The following is a 17,389-nucleotide window of genomic DNA, read 5'->3' on the forward strand; positions in this document are numbered from 1 at the left end:
AACTATCTTTAAGGCAATTACTTGCACTCATAAAAAAGCACCAAGGAACCATTATGCCTTACGCACCTGAAACGCTGCTGCGCGCAAGCTTCTTTGATTTCACCGCTCTGGCCGCGCAGCCAGACGACATTGCTGCCAACGCGCGCTATCTCGAAGATGGCTTATTAACGCTGCGTGACGGCAAAGTGGTCAGCCTGGAAAGCTGGCAAATCGCGGAAGGGCGCGTCGATCTCACGCGCGTCACCGATCTGCGCGGTAAACTGATCGTGCCCGGCTTTATCGATACCCATATTCATTATCCGCAAACCGAAATGATCGGCGCTTTTGGCGAACAGCTACTGGAGTGGCTCAACCAATACACTTTCCCGGTGGAGAGCCAATATCACTGTCCCGATCACGCGGCAAAAATGTCGGCGTTCTTCCTGCACCAGCTGCTGTCGAACGGCACCACCACCGCGCTGGTGTTCGGCACCGTGCATAAGCAGTCGGTCGACTCGCTGTTCAGCGCCGCGCAGCAGCTGGATATGCGACTGATCGCTGGCAAAGTGATGATGGATCGCAACGCGCCTGAATACCTGACCGAAACGCCGGAAGAGAGTTATCAGCACACGCGTGAACTGATTGAGCGCTGGCATCAGCGCGGTCGCCTGAGCTATGCGCTCACGCCGCGCTTTGCACCGACCTCGTCGCCGGAATTGCTGGATAAAGTGCGTCAGCTGCGCGAGGAGTTTCCTGATGTCTGGATGCACACGCACCTAAGTGAAAATCCGCAGGAGATCGCCTGGGTAAAAGCGCTATTCCCGGAGCGCGCAGGCTATCTTGATGTTTATCATCATCACCAACTTACCGGCAAACGCAGCGTGTTCGCGCACTGCCTGCATCTGGAAGATCAAGAGTGGCAATGCCTGCATGACACCGATTCATCGATTGCCTTCTGCCCGACCTCAAACCTGTTCCTCGGCAGCGGTTTATTCAACATCAAACGCTGCTGGCAGCAGGGCGTGCGCATGGGCATTGGCACCGACGTGGGCGCAGGCACCACCTTTAATCTGCTGCAAACGCTGGGCGAAGCCTACAAAGTCGGCCAGCTACAGCAATACAAACTCAGCGCCTGCGAAGCGTTTTATCACGCCACCTTAGGCGGCGCGCACGCGCTCGATCTGGATGACGTCATCGGCAATTTTAACCCCGGCAAAGAGGCCGATTTCGTGGTACTCGATGCGGCGGTGTCGCCGCTGCAGAAGCTGCGCAATGCCAACAGCAAAGACATCTGGGAGCGGCTGTTTGTGATGATGACGCTTGGCGACGACCGCAACATCGCGCAAACCTGGGTGAGCGGCAAGCCGGTTTGGCAGCGCGAAAGTGAGGAGCAAATCGCATGATCCAGTTCTTACTCAACGATCGTTTAATCACCGAACGCGAGCTTGATCCCAATCTCACCGTGCTTAACTACCTGCGCGGCCAGCAGCAGCGTCGCGGCACCAAAGAGGGCTGCGCGTCTGGCGACTGCGGTGCCTGCACCGTCACGCTCGGTAAAGTCGTCGATGGGCAGATGCAGTATCAGGCGGTGAACAGCTGTTTGACGCTGGTCAGCAGCCTGCAAGGCAAGCAATTGATTACCGTGGAAGATCTCAAGCAGGGCCGCGAACTGCACAGCGTGCAGCAAGCGATGGTGGATTGCCACGGCTCGCAATGCGGCTACTGCACGCCGGGTTTCGTGATGTCGCTGTTTACTCTGCAGAAAAACAGCGCTGGCTGGGATCGACATCAGGCAGAACAGGCGCTGGCGGGTAATTTATGTCGTTGCACCGGCTATCGTCCGATCATGGATGCGGCGCAGCAGGCGTGTGAACAACCTGATGCAGATGCCTTCAGCGCCAATGCACCCGCGCTAGTACAGCGTTTACAGGCGCTCAGCAACGATGAAGTACAGATCATCGAAGCCGCGGGCAGCCGCTGCTATCTGCCGAAAACAGTAGCGCAACTCGCCGAGCTCTATCAGCAATATCCTGAAGCCCGCCTGGTGGCCGGCGGCACCGATCTGACGCTGCAAATCACTCAGCAATATCAGCGCTTGCCGCTGCTGATCGCGCTGGAGCAGATTGATGAGTTGAAGGTCTGCCACGAAAATGAAACGCATCTTTACCTCGGTGCCGCCGCCTCATTGCAGCATTGCTATCAGTTTTTAGCGCAGCACATTCCGGCGTTTAGCAGCATGCTGGAGCGTTTTGCCTCATTGCAAATTCGTAATCAGGGCACGCTCGGCGGCAACATTGGTAACGCATCGCCGATTGGTGATTGCGCGCCGATGCTGCTGGCACTGAATGCGCATCTGGTTTTGCAGCAGGGCGACAAGCAGCGAGAAGTCCCGCTCGACCATTTTTTTACTGCATATCGCCAAACGGTCTTGCTGCCGGGTGAATTCATTCGCAGCATCACCATCGCCAAAGTGACGGTGTCACCCAACTTTGCGGCGTGGAAAGTGGCTAAACGGCTGGATGATGATATTTCCGCGGTTTTCGCTGCCATCAATCTGCAAATTGAAGAAGGTGTGATTGTGAAAGCGCGGCTCGCCTTTGGGGGTATGGCCGCCACGCCGAAACGCGCGCTGGCGGCTGAAGCACAACTGCTGGGCCAACCGCTGAATCTCAGCACCATCGAAAAAGCCTGTAGCGCGCTGAGTGTGGATTTCCAGCCGCTCAGCGACTTCCGCGCCAGCGCCGATTATCGCCTGCAGGTGGCGCGCAATCTGTTACGCCGCTACTACGCACAAGCGTCTGGCGAGCTGACCATTACCGAGGTATCGCGCTATGTCTCATAACCGTCCGGAACTGAACGAAACGCTGCTGAAAGCCCAATTTGCCACCAACATGCAAACGGGCGTCGGGCGCAGCAATAAACATGAAAGTGCCGATAAGCATATCTCCGGTGAAGCGCTGTATATCGACGACAAGCCGGATCTGCCGGGATTGCTGCATCTCTGTCCGCGTCTGAGCGAGCATGCGCATGCGCGCATCACCAAACTGGATGTGCAGCCATGTTACGCGGTGCCGGGCGTGGTCAGCGTGCTGACGTGGCGCGATGTGCCGGGGCTCAATGATGTCGGTCCGCTCGAACCGGGCGATCCGCTGCTGGCGCAGGACACAATCGAATATTTCGGTCAAATCGTCATTGCCGTCGCCGCTGATTCACCGGAAGCGGCGCGTGCCGGCGCCGCAGCGGCGATTGTCGAGTACGAAGCGCTACCGGCCGTCCTCGACGTGCGTGAAGCGCTGGAACAGCGTTTCTTTGTGCAGCAGCCGCATATTCACCAACGCGGTGATGCCGACGCTGCGCTGGCGCGGGCGTCACGCCGTATTCAGGGCGAATTTCACATCGGCGGTCAGGAACATTTCTATCTGGAAACCCAGACGGCGCTGGTGATCCCCGGCGAAGATGACAGCTTGCAGGTGTTCTCCTCGACGCAAAATCCCACCGAAGTGCAGAAGCTGGTGGCGGAAGTGATGGGCATCACCATGAACAAAGTCACCATTGATATGCGGCGCATGGGCGGTGGCTTTGGCGGCAAAGAGACGCAGGCGGCAGGCGTGGCGTGTTTGTGTGCCATCGCCGCGCGTCAGCTGCGTAAACCGGTAAAAATGCGCCTGGCGCGCCGCGACGATATGCAGATCACCGGCAAACGCCATCCGTTTTTTGTCCGCTACGATATCGGCGTCGATGACAATGGTCGCTTCTGCGGCGTGAAGATCGATCTGGCCGGCAACTGCGGTTATTCGCTCGATCTCAGCGGATCGATTGTCGATCGCGCGATGTTCCACGCCGATAACGCGTATTACCTCGGCGATGCACTGATTACCGGCTACCGCTGCCGCACACATACCGCCTCGAACACCGCGTACCGTGGCTTCGGCGGGCCACAAGGCATGGTGGCGATTGAGCAGATCATGGATCACGTCGCGCGCGAAGTGGGAGTAGATCCGCTCGAACTGCGCAAACGTAACTATTACGGCAAAACCGATCGCAACATCACCCATTACCACCAGCAGGTGGAAGACAATCTGCTGGATGAGATGACGGAGCAATTGGAAACCAGCAGCGAATACGCCGCGCGGCGTCGTGACATCAGCGCATTTAACGCCAGCAACCGTTTTATGAAACGCGGACTAGCGCTGACGCCAGTGAAATTCGGCATCTCTTTTACCTCCAGCTTCCTCAATCAGGCCGGCGCGCTGATTTTGATTTACACCGATGGCACGGTGCAGCTCAATCACGGCGGCACCGAAATGGGCCAGGGCTTAAACACCAAAGTGGCGCAGATTGTGGCGGAAGTGCTGCAGATTGATATCAGCCAGATTCAGGTGACCGCCACCGATACCGGCAAAGTGCCCAACACCTCGCCAACCGCAGCGTCCAGCGGGGCCGATCTCAACGGCAAAGCGGCGCAAAATGCGGCGCAAATCCTGCGCGATCGCATGACCGAGATGCTGTGTCAGCAACATCAATGCGCGGCAGACGCGGTGCATTTCAGCAACGGTATCGTGCGCGTCGGCGAGAAACACTTCACCTTCGCCCAGGTTGCACAGCAAGCGTGGCTTAATCAGGTGCCGCTTTCTGCCACCGGTTTCTACAAAGTGCCGGGCATCCATTACGATCGCGCCGCCGGACGCGGCAAACCGTTCTATTACTTCTCCTACGGCGCGGCCTGCTGTGAAGTGCTGGTGGATACGCTGACCGGCGAATACCGTTTGCTGCGCGCCGACATTTTGCATGACGTGGGCGCGTCGTTGAATCCGGCTATCGACATCGGCCAGGTTGAAGGCGGTTTTGTGCAGGGTATGGGGTGGCTCACCTGCGAAGAGCTGGTGTGGAACGACAAGGGTAAATTGCTTACCGATGGCCCGGCCAGCTACAAAATTCCGGCGATCAGCGATGTGCCGAGCGACTTGCGCGTCACGCTGGTTGAGAACCGCAAAAACCCGCAGGACACGGTGTTCCACTCCAAAGCCGTCGGCGAACCGCCGTTCATGTTGGGCATCGCCGTGTGGTGCGCATTGCAGGATGCGGTTGCCAGCGTTGATAACTATCGTCGCCATCCGCAGCTGGACGCGCCCGCCACGCCGGAGCGGGTATTCTGGGGGATTCAGCGCTTATCAGGAGCGGACCATGATTTATCATGACTGGATCAGCGTGTTGCACAGCCTGCGGGAAAAACGCGAAAGCTGCGTACTGATCACTGTGCTCAGCGAGCGGGGCTCCGTGCCGCGCGATCGCGGCAGCAAAATGGTAGTCAGCGCCAATGACACCTTTCTCACCATTGGCGGCGGCCATCTTGAGTATCAATGCATTGCGCAGGCGCGCGAGATGCTGCAGCAGCGCTGCACTCAACCGCGCAGTGAAGAGTTTGCGCTGGCTGCACGTCTCGGCCAATGCTGCGGTGGTCACGCCACTTTACTGTTTGAACCGCTGATGCAGCAGCAGCCGGAAATCCAGGTGTACGGCGCAGGCCACGTCGGCCAGGCGCTGGTGAATCTGCTCGCCACCTTGCCGTGCCACATTACCTGGATTGATAGCCGCGCCGCGCAGTTTCGCGCCGTGCCGCCCGGCGTGACGGTGCGCCAGGTTGATGATCCGATTGACTGCGTGCACGAAGCCGCGCCCGACAGCTATTTTGTTGTGATGACGCACGATCATCCGCTCGATCTGGCGCTCAGCGAAGCGATCTTGCGCCGCGGCGATTTTCGCTATGCCGGTGTGATTGGTTCTGCCACCAAAGCCCAGCGCTTTCGCTATCGCTTAGAGGGCAAAGGCATTGCAGCAGATTCTCTCGCACGTTTGCGCTGCCCGATTGGTTTGGCGGATGTGAAGGGCAAGTTACCGGCGGAAATTGCCGTCGCGGTGGCGGGAGAAATCATCAGCGTTTATCAGCAGCAGGCGATAAGTTGTTGAGTGACGAGGAAACTGCCAGGATAGAACCATCCCGCCGCCACCGTGCGGCGTTGCTGATTATCAGGAGCGATAATGAATTCACGAGCCAATCCGTTTTTCACCGCCAGCACCTTGCCGTATCAAACCCCGCCATTTGACCAGATTCAGGAAGAGGATTTTCTGCCGGCGCTGGAAGCGGGGATTGAAGAGAAACGGCGCGAAGTGGCGGCGATCGCCAGCAATCCTGACGCGCCAACCTTCGCCAACACCTTTGAGGCGCTGGAGCGTAGCGGCCAGTTGCTGAAGCGCGTGAATCTGGTGTTTGGTGCCATGACTTCCGCCAACACCAGCGATCGGCTGCAGGAAATCGATGAACTGATTACCCCGCAGCTCACCGCGCTCAATGATGAAATCTACCTGAACAGCCAGCTGTTTGCTCGCCTCGATACCGTTTACCAGCATCGCGGCTCGCAGTGCCCGGATGCCGAAGCGATGCGGCTGGCGGAAGTCACCTGGCAGCATTTCCAACTGGCCGGTGCCAGCCTGAGCGACGCGGATAAAACCCAGCTGCGCGCCTGTAATCAGGAGCTGGCGAGCCTCAGCACCCGCTTCGGCAATAAGTTGCTGGCGGCCACCAAAGCCGGTGCTTATGTGGTGAGCAATGTTGCGGCGCTGGCCGGATTAAGTGAAGAAGAGCTGGCGCATGCCAAAGCGGCGGCCGAAGCACGCGGCTTGCACGGCGAATGGCTGATTGCGCTGCAAAACACCACGCAGCAACCGGCGCTGCAGGCGCTGGAAGTGCGCGCCACGCGTGAAGCGCTGTTCCAGCAGGCGCTAACACGCAGCGAGCAGGGCGATGATAACGACACGCGCGACATCGTGTTACGCATGGCGCAACTGCGCGCGCAGCAGGCGAGTTTGCTCGGTTTCAATACCTATGCCGAATGGAGCATGCAGGATCAGATGGCGAAAACGCCGGAGGCGGCTTTTGCCTTTATGCGCAATATTGTCCCTGCCGCGCGGGCTCGCGCTGAACGCGAAGCCGCCGACATTCAGCGGGCCATTGAAGCCGCGCATCACAGTTTTCCGCTGCGCGCCTGGGACTGGAGTTTTTATGCCGAGCAGGTGCGTAAAGCCCAATACGCGCTGGATGAGAGCCAAATCCGCCCGTACTTTGAGCTGAATAACGTGCTGGAAAAAGGCGTGTTTTGGTCGGCCAGCCAGCTGTTTGGCATTCGCTTTAGCCAGCGCCACGATCTACCGGTTTATCATCCTGACGTTAACGTTTACGAGATTTTCGATGCCAACGACACGCCGCTGGCGCTGTTCTACACCGATTTCTTTAAGCGTGATAACAAAAGCGGCGGCGCGTGGATGAGTAATTTCGTCGACCAAACCACGCTGCTCGGCACCAAACCGGTGATCTACAACGTGTGCAACTACACCAAGCCGCAGGCAGGCCAGCCGGCGCTGCTGAGCTGGGATGAAGTGATCACGCTGTTCCACGAGTTTGGTCATGCGCTGCACGGCTTGTTCGCCACGCAACGTTATCCGAGCTTGTCGGGCACCGCCACGCCGCGCGACTTTGTCGAGTTCCCGTCGCAGATTAATGAGCATTGGGCCAGCAACGAAGCGGTGTTTGCCAACTATGCGCGCCACTACAAAACCGGCGAGGCGATGCCTGCTGAGCTGCGTGACAAGATGGTGCGCGCCGCGAAGTTCAACAAAGGTTACGACATGACCGAGCTGCTGGCCGCCGCGCTGCTGGATCTGCAGTGGCATTCACTGACCACACACGACAATCCGCAAGACGTTAGCCACTTCGAGCTGCAGGCGCTGGCCGCCGAAAACATTGCGCTGGCGACGGTTCCGCCTCGCTATCGCTCCAGCTATTTCCGCCATATCTGGGGCGGCGGCTATGCAGCCGGTTATTACGCCTATATCTGGACGCAGATGCTCGCCGATGATGGCTATCAAGCCTTTGTTGAACGAGGTGGATTAACACGCGAAAACGGTCAGCAGTTCCGCGAACATATTCTGTCACGCGGTAACAGCACCGATTTGCAGCATCTGTGGCTGGCGTGGCGCGGCAAAGAGCCGGAGATCGGCCCTATGCTGAAAAATCGTGGACTGGAAGGGGCATAACTCACCACTGTGTTCGTAGGGTGCGCATTTATGCGCACCTGGTCACCATAAATGGCGACCCTACAAAAAATGAATAGGCGGTCTCATTTACCCGAACGGGCCCCCTTCAATGGTATCGCACATGCCGGCCAGCACGCGCTCGCCGGTTTCGTTTTTCAAATCTGCATACCATGCCGCCGTCACTTCCGCGTCTTTAGCGTGGGTCACATCGCAGCGCTTACGGGCTTTCAACACCAAATCTTTGGTGCGATCCACACGTCGGGCTTCATAGCGCAACAACGCATCCTCAATCCCTAAAGAGTGTGACGCCAGCGTCTGCGCCAGCACCACCGCATCTTCCATCGCCGCACAACCGCCTTGCCCGATATCCGGCGTGGTGCTGTGTGCGGCATCGCCCAGCAACGCCACGCGACCTTTAACAAAACGGCTAAACGGTTCGATGTCGTGGATTTCCACACGGTTGGTGGTTTCCGGATTAAGGCGTTCAATCAGACGCTGCACCGGTTCGGCCCAGCCGCTGAAGTAGCCTTTGAGATCGTTTTTCAACGTTGCGCGATCTTCCGGCAAGCCTTTTGGCAGCGGAACATCAAAGAAGAAGTAGAAGCGGTTATCGCTGACCGGCATCAGCGACACGCGTTTGCCTTCGCCGACAAAAGTGGTCCATTGATCGGCGGGCGCAATCGCCTCATCAATTGTCACCAGGCCGTTCCAGTTGACGTAACCGGCGTAACGACGTTCCACGCTTTCACCCAGCACATAGTGGCGGATCACCGAGTGCGTACCATCGGCGGCAATCAGAAAATCACCTTCGGCCTGGCTACCGTCATCAAACCAGGCGGTGACGCCATGCTCGGTTTGCTCAACCTGCGTGACGCGTTTACCAAAGCTAATGCGCGAACGTCCGTAGGTATCGATCAGCATCGCCTGCAATTCCGCGCGCGCCACCGGATAGGGATATTCCCCCACCTGCTGCACCAGCGGTTTCATGCTGAAGCGGGTGAGCGTGCTGCCGCTGTGCGCATCGTTGTAGGCCATAAACGCCATGTTGCCGCCGAGTGCGCGCAGCGGCTCTTTCATGCCCAACGCGTTGAGACATTTCACGCCGTTGGGCCAGATAGAGATCGCCGCACCCACCGGCTTCATCTCTTTCACTGCTTCAAATACGGCGGTGTCAAAACCCGCTTTCTCCAGAGCAACCGCAGCACTCATACCGCCAATGCCCGCGCCAATCACAATCGCTTTCATATCCGTCTCCTTTGCTATGCATTAAAGACTGCAACTTTTGTACCAGGTTGGAAGATTGGCCGAATGGAGGCTAACTCATTGATTTAAAATCAACGAAGCAGCATCTGATCTTGCCGCTCTGCACTACAGTGGCGCACGCCCATGCACTGCAGCAGAGCAACTTCTGTGAAAGAGTGAATCGATTGTTTCAGCATGGTAATTGGCTCCGCAGCAGCCATACTCATTACACCCGTTCTGCGAGGACTAAATCATGAAATGGATAATGGCTTTTACCTTGCTGTTCAGCGCCAGCGTGCTGGCACAACCGCAATGGCAGCCGGAGCGAAAAGCACCGGTGGTACAGCTGACGCCGATTGCCGCGAAGTGCGATGTTTCAGCCTGTCAGCAAAACTGCTATGTGCAGCAATCACAGTGTAAAAATGACAATAACGGCGGCTGCGGCTCGCTGGCACAAATTTGCGTACAAAACTGTGCCAGTCAGTGTCGTTAAATGAAATAAATCTGTCATAACCGAGTGCTAGCGTGTTTCCCCGGCAAGGTAATATTCTGATAACAGGGGAAAATAATGAAAACCCGCTTCACACTGATTGCAACGGTTATTCTGCTGGCACAGCAAGCACATGCGGTTTCACTGCCCGATGCGGCCGCGCTGGCAGGCTTAACCTCTACCGGTTCCACCTCCGCTTATAGCGATCTCGAGCAGCAATCGCTACAGGCTGAACGTCAGGCGCTGCAAGGTGACAGCAGCACGTTGACGCGCGAGCAACTGGAAAAAGCCAAACAGACCGCGAAACAGGCAGACACGCAGTGGCTGAAAAACAGCGGCTACGATTTCAAAATGAAAGAGAACCAGCAGGCCGGAATTGCGCTGCTTTCGGGCTTTAGCACGTTGCCCGCCAGCGTACTTGATGCCAGCCAGGCCACCGTCACCCACATCAACCTGAACGCCACGCAAAATGTGCGTCATCAGGCTCTGGCCGATGCAGAAGCCATCAGCTATCTCTATTTCCTCTCCGATGCGCTTGGTCCGCGCCTTGGCAAAGCCTTCCTCGCCGCTTACGACAAAGGTGAGATCGGTAAGGCCGCCGCGCTGATTAAAGCCAGTGAAGTCAGCACCAGCGCGGCGAAAAAGCACTTTAACTATCCGCGGCCGTTCCTGCGTAAAGGCAACAGCATCCATCTGGTGCCGGACGATGTGGTGGTCAAAGACAACGTGCGTTACACCGCCGACGGCGGCTCTTTCCCGAGCGGCCACACCAACACCGGTTATACCGATGCCTTGTTACTGGCCGAAATGGTGCCGGAACGTTTTGAAGCATTGGTGACGCGCGGCGCACGCTACGGTTATTCGCGTTTAGTGTTGGGCGTGCATTACCCGCTGGATGTGATGGGTTCGCGCATGGTGGCGCAGCGTAACGTGGCCAATTATCTCAACGATGCGCGCTATCAGGCACTGTTTAGCGAAGCGCGCGATCAGCTGCGTGCCGCGCTGGCAAAAGAGTGCGGCACGTCGCTGGCAGAGTGTGCGCGCAGCAATGGCAAGGACGATCCGTATCGCTCACCGGCGATGAAGCAGTTCTATCGTTTCACCATGAGTTACAACCTGCCAAAAGCCAATGTGCAGAATACGCCTGTCAAGGTCCCGCAGGGCGCGGAGATCCTGCTGAAAACCGCGTTGCCGCAATTGTCTGATGCGCAGATTCGTAGCCTGATGGTGAAAAGCGCGCTGCCAAACGGTTATCCGCTGTCAGGCAATGATGCGGATCAGTCATTCTGGCAACGTGTGGATTTAACGGCGGCGTATGCTTTAGCGAAACCGGCGCGTTGATATTTAGGTCGCCATGAATGGCGACCCTATGAAAGCCCTCGTCATTCTTTAATCCGGCGATCAAGCGCGAAGGGCGCTGAAGTGGCTTGTGCAAATAGGGCCGCAGCGGCGGGGTGGTCGGGATTGAGAATGGCGTTGTCTTCGCCGGTCAAAATGCTGGGTACCGTTAACAGCAAAGGAAAGCCACCTTGCACATCGAGGAACGCAGCGCCAATCGCCTGTGTCTCTTCCTGCTGCTGATACTTTTGCCAATCGCTGGGCAGTTTACTGCTGTCCAGCGCCATGATTTCGCTCTCAGGGATCGGCAGGGTAAAAACCATAAAGCGGCTCTTCTCCAGCATCGCTTTACCGGCATGCACCACCAGTTCCAGCGTGGCGAGCGCCTTTGAACTGCTGAGATACACCGTCTTAATACCGGGCGGATTCCAGCGTCCGCCCCATTTTTCAGCGCCAGCGCCGCTAAATGCCTCGCTGGCGTACTCTTCTTTCACGAGTCGATAAAACAGCCGATAGGGAGCATCCGGTTCCTTCCGTTGCGTCATTACACAATCACTCCGTGTTCCAGGCGACCAATCAGCGTTAACACCGCATCACAACCCGCAGGCGTGCTCAGCATCTCCATTGGCAATGCATCATCCAGTGCCAACGCAGGTTGATACATCCAGTGCATGGCAGCGTCAACGTCACCGGCAAATAATTGCAAAACGGCATCCAGAATTTCGAACACCTGATACACGCGCGCACCTTGCTCCACCGAGAGTTGCGATCCGGCTTTCTCGCGGCGGCGATAGGTATTGCGATCGATAGAGACCATCTGGGCCACATCCAGCGGCGTTGCTTTCAGCACCGTAGCCGCGCGTTCAACGATGCCGACATCCAGACCTTCGGTGATCAACTGGTGCGCTTTCAGCGGATTACGCGGTAAGCCCATTTGATCCATAAACGATTGCTGAGCGTTCTGGATCAGCGTGGGATCGAAGACGCGTGCGGCATTGCCGTGATTGAATGGGGATGCAGTTGTCATAACAACCTCCTGAGCAATGTTCATTAGAACATTTTGATAGCTCAAGTGTACATTACTGCGCAGGGGTTGTCATTTTTTATACGACCTTAAAACTAATGCATTGTTAATAAACAATAATCAACTGGCTTCCTGCCACATCTCGCGCATCGCCAGCTCCAGCTTTTTAAACACCCGATAACGCGCATCGTGAAAGGCTACGCGCTCCGCTCGCGGCAACAATTCGCCGGGATTGATCTGCACCGCCTGCTGCGCGGCCTCGGCAAGATTGCGCCACGCGCCGACGCCCACACCGGCACACAAGGCGGCGCCAAGCGCGCCGGTCTCTTTGCACTGCGCCACGCGAATCGGTATGCCTAACACGTCAGCAAACATCTGCGGCCAGATGCAACTGCGCGCCGCGCCGCCCGACAAAATGGCCTGCGTAAAAGGGATGCCTGCCGCACGCAAGCGATCAATATGCGCCCGATGGGCAAAGGTCACGCCTTCAAACAGCGCGAACAGCATATCGGCGCGCGTATGCCAGCCGCCTAAGCCATAGAATCCGGCTTTGGCCGGTTCCGATTTGCGTCCGGAATAAAGATAAGGATGATAGAGCGGTAGCTGGGCATTGGGTTGCACGTGCGCCACGCTATCGCTGCTGCGCACCGCGCCCTGACCGCCGCGACCATCGTCAAATTCGCGCAGGAACCAGTCGAGATTCGCCGCCGAGGTGGCGCTGGCCTCAATCGCCATATAACGGTCGGACTCAATAATGGAGTTCATAAATACCGGGCGCAGATAATCGGGTTTATCTACCACCACCTGATTGATGCTCCACGTACCGGCGACAATCGAGGCTTCACCGCTGTTCACCACGCCAGAACCCACGGCGCTGGCCACCACATCAAAAATGCCCGCCACCACCGGAATGCCTGCCGGTAATCCGGTGAGTTGGGATGCACGTTCTGTGACGTGGCCAACCACCTCGCAGGATTCACGCAGTCCAGGCAGCAGGGCGAGCGCCTCTTCGATGTCGTACAGCGCCATCAATTCACGGCTGTAGCGGCGCGCACGATAATCAATTAAGCCGGCGCCGGCGGCATCTGAAAAATCAGCGCTAATCGCACCGCTGAGAAAATGGGCGATAACGTCTTTCGCCAGCAATAAATGTCCGATTTGCGCCCAGCGCTCGGGTTGATGTTGCTTAATCCAGCTGATCAATACCGGCGTTGCCGCAGGCCAGGGTTTTTGCAGCGAAATCTGGTAGATGCGCTTATCCGCGCCGCTCATTTCCAGCGCGTGCACTGTGTCACAAGCTCGATGATCGATAGACTGAATACCAAACAGTGGCTGCTGATGCTTATCCAGCGCGTACAAACCGTTGCCGTGGCCGGCCGCGCCAACCGCAATCACATCGCTGGCGGGCGTCTCCGCCTGCTGCAGGCAACGGCTCACCGCATCGCTGACGCCATGCCAGATATCCGCCACCGGCCGTTCGGCGTAGCCTTCCTGTGGACGATGGGTTTCTCCCGCGCACTCGGCCACCGACAATACGCGACCGCTGAGATCAAACAGCACCGCTTTGATCATGGTGTTTCCGGCATCAATACCAACTATCTTCATATCCGACTCCGTGCAACTGGCGAAGACGGCGCACCGCTTAAGCGCCGGTGCAGGTAAGGCTCAACCCTGCTGATAGATTTCCAGGGCGTCCGCGCCGCTGGCGCCCTGATGAATAATCGCCATCAGCGCTTTCACCACGCGTGACGGATTATCGTGTTGATAAACATTGCGGCCATACACCATCCCGCTGGCACCTTGCGCCATCAGCGCGGCACTTTTCGTCAGCACGCCAGCCAGTTCACCTTTGCCGCCGCCGCGCACCAGCGTGGGACAGCGCGCCGCTTCCACCACGCGATGAAAATCTTCCACGTTCTCAGTGGGATCGGCTTTGATGATATCGGCACCTAACTCACGCGCCAGCCGCACCAGCGGCACAATTTTCTCGACATCGCCGAGTGAGCCGTAAGCCGCGCCTTGTCCGGCGGGGGCCATCACCAGCGGTTCAATCATCAGCGGCATGGCGTAGCGATCGCAAGCCTGGCGCAAGCGGCCAATATTTTCGACGCACATGCGAAAAATGCCCGGTTCATCCGGGATCAGATAGAGGTTCACAACCACTGCGGCGGCGTCCATCTGCAACGCGGCAAGAATCGGTTCATCCGGATTGTGCAGCACCGCCCACATTTCCCGGTGACGCGCCGCGTTGTAGGCATTGCCCACATCGGTGCGCATCACCAGCGCCGGTTTGCGTCCCGCCACACGCTGCAGCAGATCGGCCTGACCGTAGTTGACCTGAATCGCATCCGGCTGCGCGGCGACCAGGTTATCCATCACGCCCTCAATATTCTCCAGTCCGATGAGAAAATCGGGCTCGTTGGCGATACCGTGATCGATGGCGACATCCAGACATTTGCCGTGCTGAAACAGACGCTGCATGCGCACTTTATTGGTTACTAACATGTCGTGTTTCCTCCTGAAAAACCGTGGGATAAAGGCCGGTAAGTCCGTGCAAACGTGCCAGATTGGCGCAGCCGCGCTGCAGCTGCTGCGCGCGTTCGCTATCGCTCCAGCCGAGCGTCGCGGCCATTAACTGCGCGATCTCCTGCACCAGCGGCGCGCTAAGTTCACCGCAAATCGCCAGCGAGGTGCGGCGCACCAGTAAATCCTCCAGCTGACAAACCTGTTCATGCTCAATCAGATAACGCAATTCGACATTGCTGTAGGCGGCGTGATGCTGCAACATTTGCTCGCCGTGCTGCTGGATCAGCGCCAGCAGCGGCAGGGCGCGGCTGCCGTAACGTTTGGCGAGTTGCATCACGCGCGGCAGCGGCACGGCATAACGCTGCGCCAGTTGCGCCAGCCACGCGGTTTGTCCTGAAGGTTTGGGAAAATCACGTCCGCCGCCAATCGGCACATCACCGCTGGAGACCTGCCGTTTTTCGCCGAGCAGCCGCAGCACGCGATCCGCCGCCTCTTCACCAAACTGGCGGAAAGTGGTCCATTTGCCGCCGACTAAACAGAGCGTGCTCCAGGCGCGATTGGCGTCAGCCGGCAACACCACTAACGAGTGGTTCCGCGAGATTTGGCCGTTAAGTTTGGCCTCGCTGGCGGGCAGTGGACGCACGCCGCAGAAGGTGTAAACGATGGCGGAATCCGGCACCTCGATATGCGGGAAGACGAAGCGCAATGACTCAAGGATGTAACTCTTTTCCTCCTCTTCGCACACCACCGCATCGGGATCGTCCACGCGGATATCGGTGGAACCCACCAGCACCTTGCCGAACCACGGAAACATGATGCAGACGCGGCCTTCCTGATTCTCGAAATAGACCATTTCGCCATCCAGCATCTGCAGCAATTCGGGATGATCGAGGATCAGATGCGATCCTTTGGTGCCGCCAATCAGCTTGGGTAGATCGTTGCGTGAAGAGATGCGTTGGTTGAGCTGATCGATCCAGGCACCACCGGCATTCACCAGCACATGTGGTTGCAGGCTGAAGCGCTCGCCGCTTAACGCATCCTGCAAAATAACCGTTTCGCCCTCGGCGCTGACCAGCTGCAGATAATTGAGCGCAAGCGCCTCTGGACTAGCTTTTTCGGCATCATCAATCAACTCAAATCCCAGCCGTTCCGGCGCGCTGATCCAGGCATCGTAATAGCTGGCGCTGTATTTCACCCAGGGCGCGAAACCCGGCCAGCGGTCACGCGTGGCGGCTTCATTGCGCACCTGATGCTTCGGCATCGATCCATATTGGCGGGTGTAAATGTCATACAGGCTAAGCCCGGTTTTGATCAGCAACGCCCCGCGCCGCGTCGGTTTATCGCTCAGGCGTAGAAAACGGCGCGTGGCATTCACTAAGCCGCCAGCGAGATTATCGATCGGCACCGTGGTGCGTAGGGGGAAAACATAGTGCGAGGCATTTTTCAGCAGGCGATCGCGCTCGGTGACCGACTCTTTGACCAGCGAAAATTCACCGGTTTCCAGATACCGCAAACCGCCATGAATCATGCGCGATAGCGCACCGCTGGCGGCCTGGCACCAGTCGCCTTTTTCCACCAGAAGCGCCGGAATGCCCTGCAGCGCCAGCTCACGAAAAGTGCTGATGCCGTTGATGCCGCCGCCGACAATCAACACCGGTGTCGATGAACGCAGGCGCAGGGCGCTCAGGCGTTGTTCACGGGTTTTAATGTTATCCATGAGATGCACCTCGGCTCAGGGCCAATTCCAGTACGCCTGCCGCAGTCGATTCATCAGTGACCATGCCTTTCAGCCACTGACCGTGCAGCACGCAGTCAATCGGGTCCACTTTGTCACGACCAGCCACCACCGCCATTGAGAAGGGAATGCGTTGCAGTTCAGGCAACGTCAGGCCAACTAAACGCCGGTTGGCATCGAACGGAGCCGGTTGGCCGTTAGCATCCAGCAGCCAGGCTAACAGTTCACTGCGCGCACCGCTGGTTTCAATGCTGGAGGAAGCATGGCGCGCCGAGAGGTTAAGATCGTAGTAGCTGGAATTGTCGCTATGAATCGATCCTAAACCCACTACCGCTAACGTTGCGTTACGCGCTTTATCCAGCACCTGGTCGACGGCGCTAATGCCCATCAGCATGTCGCGTTCATCGGCAGAATCAGTAAACAGAGGGGCGTGAATCTGCCATGCGTGTCCGCCAAGACGCGCCGCCATTTCCGAGGCTACATGATTGACGTCGGTGTAATGTTTGCCTTGCACGCAGCCAAGCGCGGGTACCACTTGAACATCGTATTTACGTGAGGGCTGTAATGCTTCAACCAGCGCACTTACACCTTTGCCACCAGTAATAGCAATGACATCGCCATCCTTTAGACGTGATAACAAATATTCTGCCGCCGCTGCGCCGACCATTTGCAGACTATTATCCTCACTGCGTGCAACGTTCGGCGCCACCACCACCTGTTGTAACTTGCCGAGGGCAGCCAGATCGCTCTCCAGTTGATGTGCTGAAAGCCAAGGGGATTTGATGGTGATTTCCACCATGCCGCTCTCCTTGCCCTGACGTATCAGACGATTAACGCTGGCAACCGATAAGCCGGTTTCAACCGCAATCTCCGACTGTTTCTTGCCATCGAGGTAATACATCACCAGAACCTGGTAAATCTGACGCGCGCTATGAAACGCAGGGTGCTCATTAGCGAATTCCAT

At 57.4% G+C, this 17,389-nt stretch carries 14 protein-coding genes; 7 read left to right on the forward strand and 7 right to left on the reverse strand.

Going from position 1 to position 17,389, the window contains the following annotated elements; all coding sequences use genetic code 11:
* Positions 1-53 precede the first annotated feature (53 nt).
* From guaD to dcp, 5 genes are all read left to right on the forward strand, one after another.
* Entirely contained in the window at positions 54-1,382 is a 1,329-nt protein-coding gene (gene guaD / locus K5Y30_RS02355) for a guanine deaminase (RefSeq protein WP_222182131.1), read from the forward strand.
* Entirely contained in the window at positions 1,379-2,821 is a 1,443-nt protein-coding gene (xdhA, locus tag K5Y30_RS02360; protein WP_222210399.1) for a xanthine dehydrogenase small subunit, read from the forward strand. The genes guaD and xdhA overlap by 4 nt, the downstream gene beginning before the upstream one ends.
* The gene (gene xdhB / locus K5Y30_RS02365; RefSeq protein ID WP_222210400.1) at positions 2,811-5,177 is read left to right on the forward strand and encodes a xanthine dehydrogenase molybdopterin binding subunit; all 2,367 of its coding nucleotides are present in this window, start codon (positions 2,811-2,813) and stop codon (positions 5,175-5,177) included. The genes xdhA and xdhB overlap by 11 nt, the downstream gene beginning before the upstream one ends.
* The gene (gene xdhC / locus K5Y30_RS02370; protein WP_222210401.1) at positions 5,164-5,946 is read left to right on the forward strand and encodes a xanthine dehydrogenase accessory protein XdhC; all 783 of its coding nucleotides are present in this window, start codon (positions 5,164-5,166) and stop codon (positions 5,944-5,946) included. Before xdhB ends, xdhC begins: the two co-directional genes overlap by 14 nt.
* Before the next feature lie 72 nt (positions 5,947-6,018).
* On the forward strand, positions 6,019-8,070 hold the full coding sequence (gene dcp, locus K5Y30_RS02375; protein ID WP_222210402.1) for a peptidyl-dipeptidase Dcp: 2,052 nt from the start codon (positions 6,019-6,021) through the stop codon (positions 8,068-8,070).
* 87 nt (positions 8,071-8,157) lie between these two features.
* On the opposite strand, the gene hpxO is transcribed toward dcp, so the two are convergent.
* Entirely contained in the window at positions 8,158-9,315 is a 1,158-nt protein-coding gene (gene hpxO, locus K5Y30_RS02380; protein ID WP_222210403.1) for an FAD-dependent urate hydroxylase HpxO, read from the reverse strand.
* Positions 9,316-9,565: 250 nt separating this feature from the next.
* Here hpxO and K5Y30_RS02385 point away from each other — a divergent pair, with 250 nt between their 5' ends.
* Both K5Y30_RS02385 and K5Y30_RS02390 read left to right on the forward strand, forming a co-directional pair.
* Complete coding sequence (locus tag K5Y30_RS02385) at positions 9,566-9,805, forward strand: hypothetical protein (RefSeq protein ID WP_101764365.1); 240 nt, start codon at positions 9,566-9,568, stop codon at positions 9,803-9,805.
* Between the two features lie 75 nt (positions 9,806-9,880).
* Positions 9,881-11,143: a phosphatase PAP2 family protein gene (locus K5Y30_RS02390; protein WP_222210404.1), complete on the forward strand. Its 1,263-nt coding sequence runs from the start codon at positions 9,881-9,883 to the stop codon at positions 11,141-11,143.
* A gap of 41 nt (positions 11,144-11,184) precedes the next feature.
* Here K5Y30_RS02390 and K5Y30_RS02395 read toward each other — a convergent pair whose 3' ends face one another.
* The 6 genes from K5Y30_RS02395 to K5Y30_RS02420 form a co-directional block, all read right to left on the reverse strand.
* Entirely contained in the window at positions 11,185-11,685 is a 501-nt protein-coding gene (locus K5Y30_RS02395; RefSeq protein WP_222210405.1) for an RES family NAD+ phosphorylase, read from the reverse strand.
* A complete protein-coding gene (locus K5Y30_RS02400; protein ID WP_222182116.1) occupies positions 11,685-12,167 on the reverse strand; it encodes an antitoxin Xre/MbcA/ParS toxin-binding domain-containing protein in 483 nt (160 codons plus the stop codon). The genes K5Y30_RS02395 and K5Y30_RS02400 overlap by 1 nt, the downstream gene beginning before the upstream one ends.
* A gap of 117 nt (positions 12,168-12,284) precedes the next feature.
* Positions 12,285-13,769 (reverse strand): FGGY-family carbohydrate kinase, encoded by a 1,485-nt coding sequence (locus K5Y30_RS02405; protein ID WP_222210406.1) that lies wholly within the window; start codon positions 13,767-13,769, stop codon positions 12,285-12,287.
* A 60-nt stretch (positions 13,770-13,829) separates the two neighbouring features.
* Positions 13,830-14,669 carry a class I fructose-bisphosphate aldolase gene (locus K5Y30_RS02410; protein WP_222182112.1) on the reverse strand — a complete coding sequence of 280 codons (840 nt, stop codon included), beginning with the start codon at positions 14,667-14,669 and terminating at the stop codon, positions 13,830-13,832.
* On the reverse strand, positions 14,653-16,407 hold the full coding sequence (locus tag K5Y30_RS02415; RefSeq protein WP_222210407.1) for a glycerol-3-phosphate dehydrogenase/oxidase: 1,755 nt from the start codon (positions 16,405-16,407) through the stop codon (positions 14,653-14,655). The genes K5Y30_RS02410 and K5Y30_RS02415 overlap by 17 nt, the downstream gene beginning before the upstream one ends.
* Positions 16,400-17,389 carry a sugar-binding transcriptional regulator gene (locus K5Y30_RS02420; protein WP_222182108.1) on the reverse strand — a complete coding sequence of 330 codons (990 nt, stop codon included), beginning with the start codon at positions 17,387-17,389 and terminating at the stop codon, positions 16,400-16,402. Before K5Y30_RS02420 ends, K5Y30_RS02415 begins: the two co-directional genes overlap by 8 nt.

The sequence above is a fragment of the Pantoea sp. DY-5 genome (assembly GCF_019795955.1).
Taxonomy (GTDB): Bacteria; Pseudomonadota; Gammaproteobacteria; order Enterobacterales; family Enterobacteriaceae; genus Pantoea; species Pantoea leporis.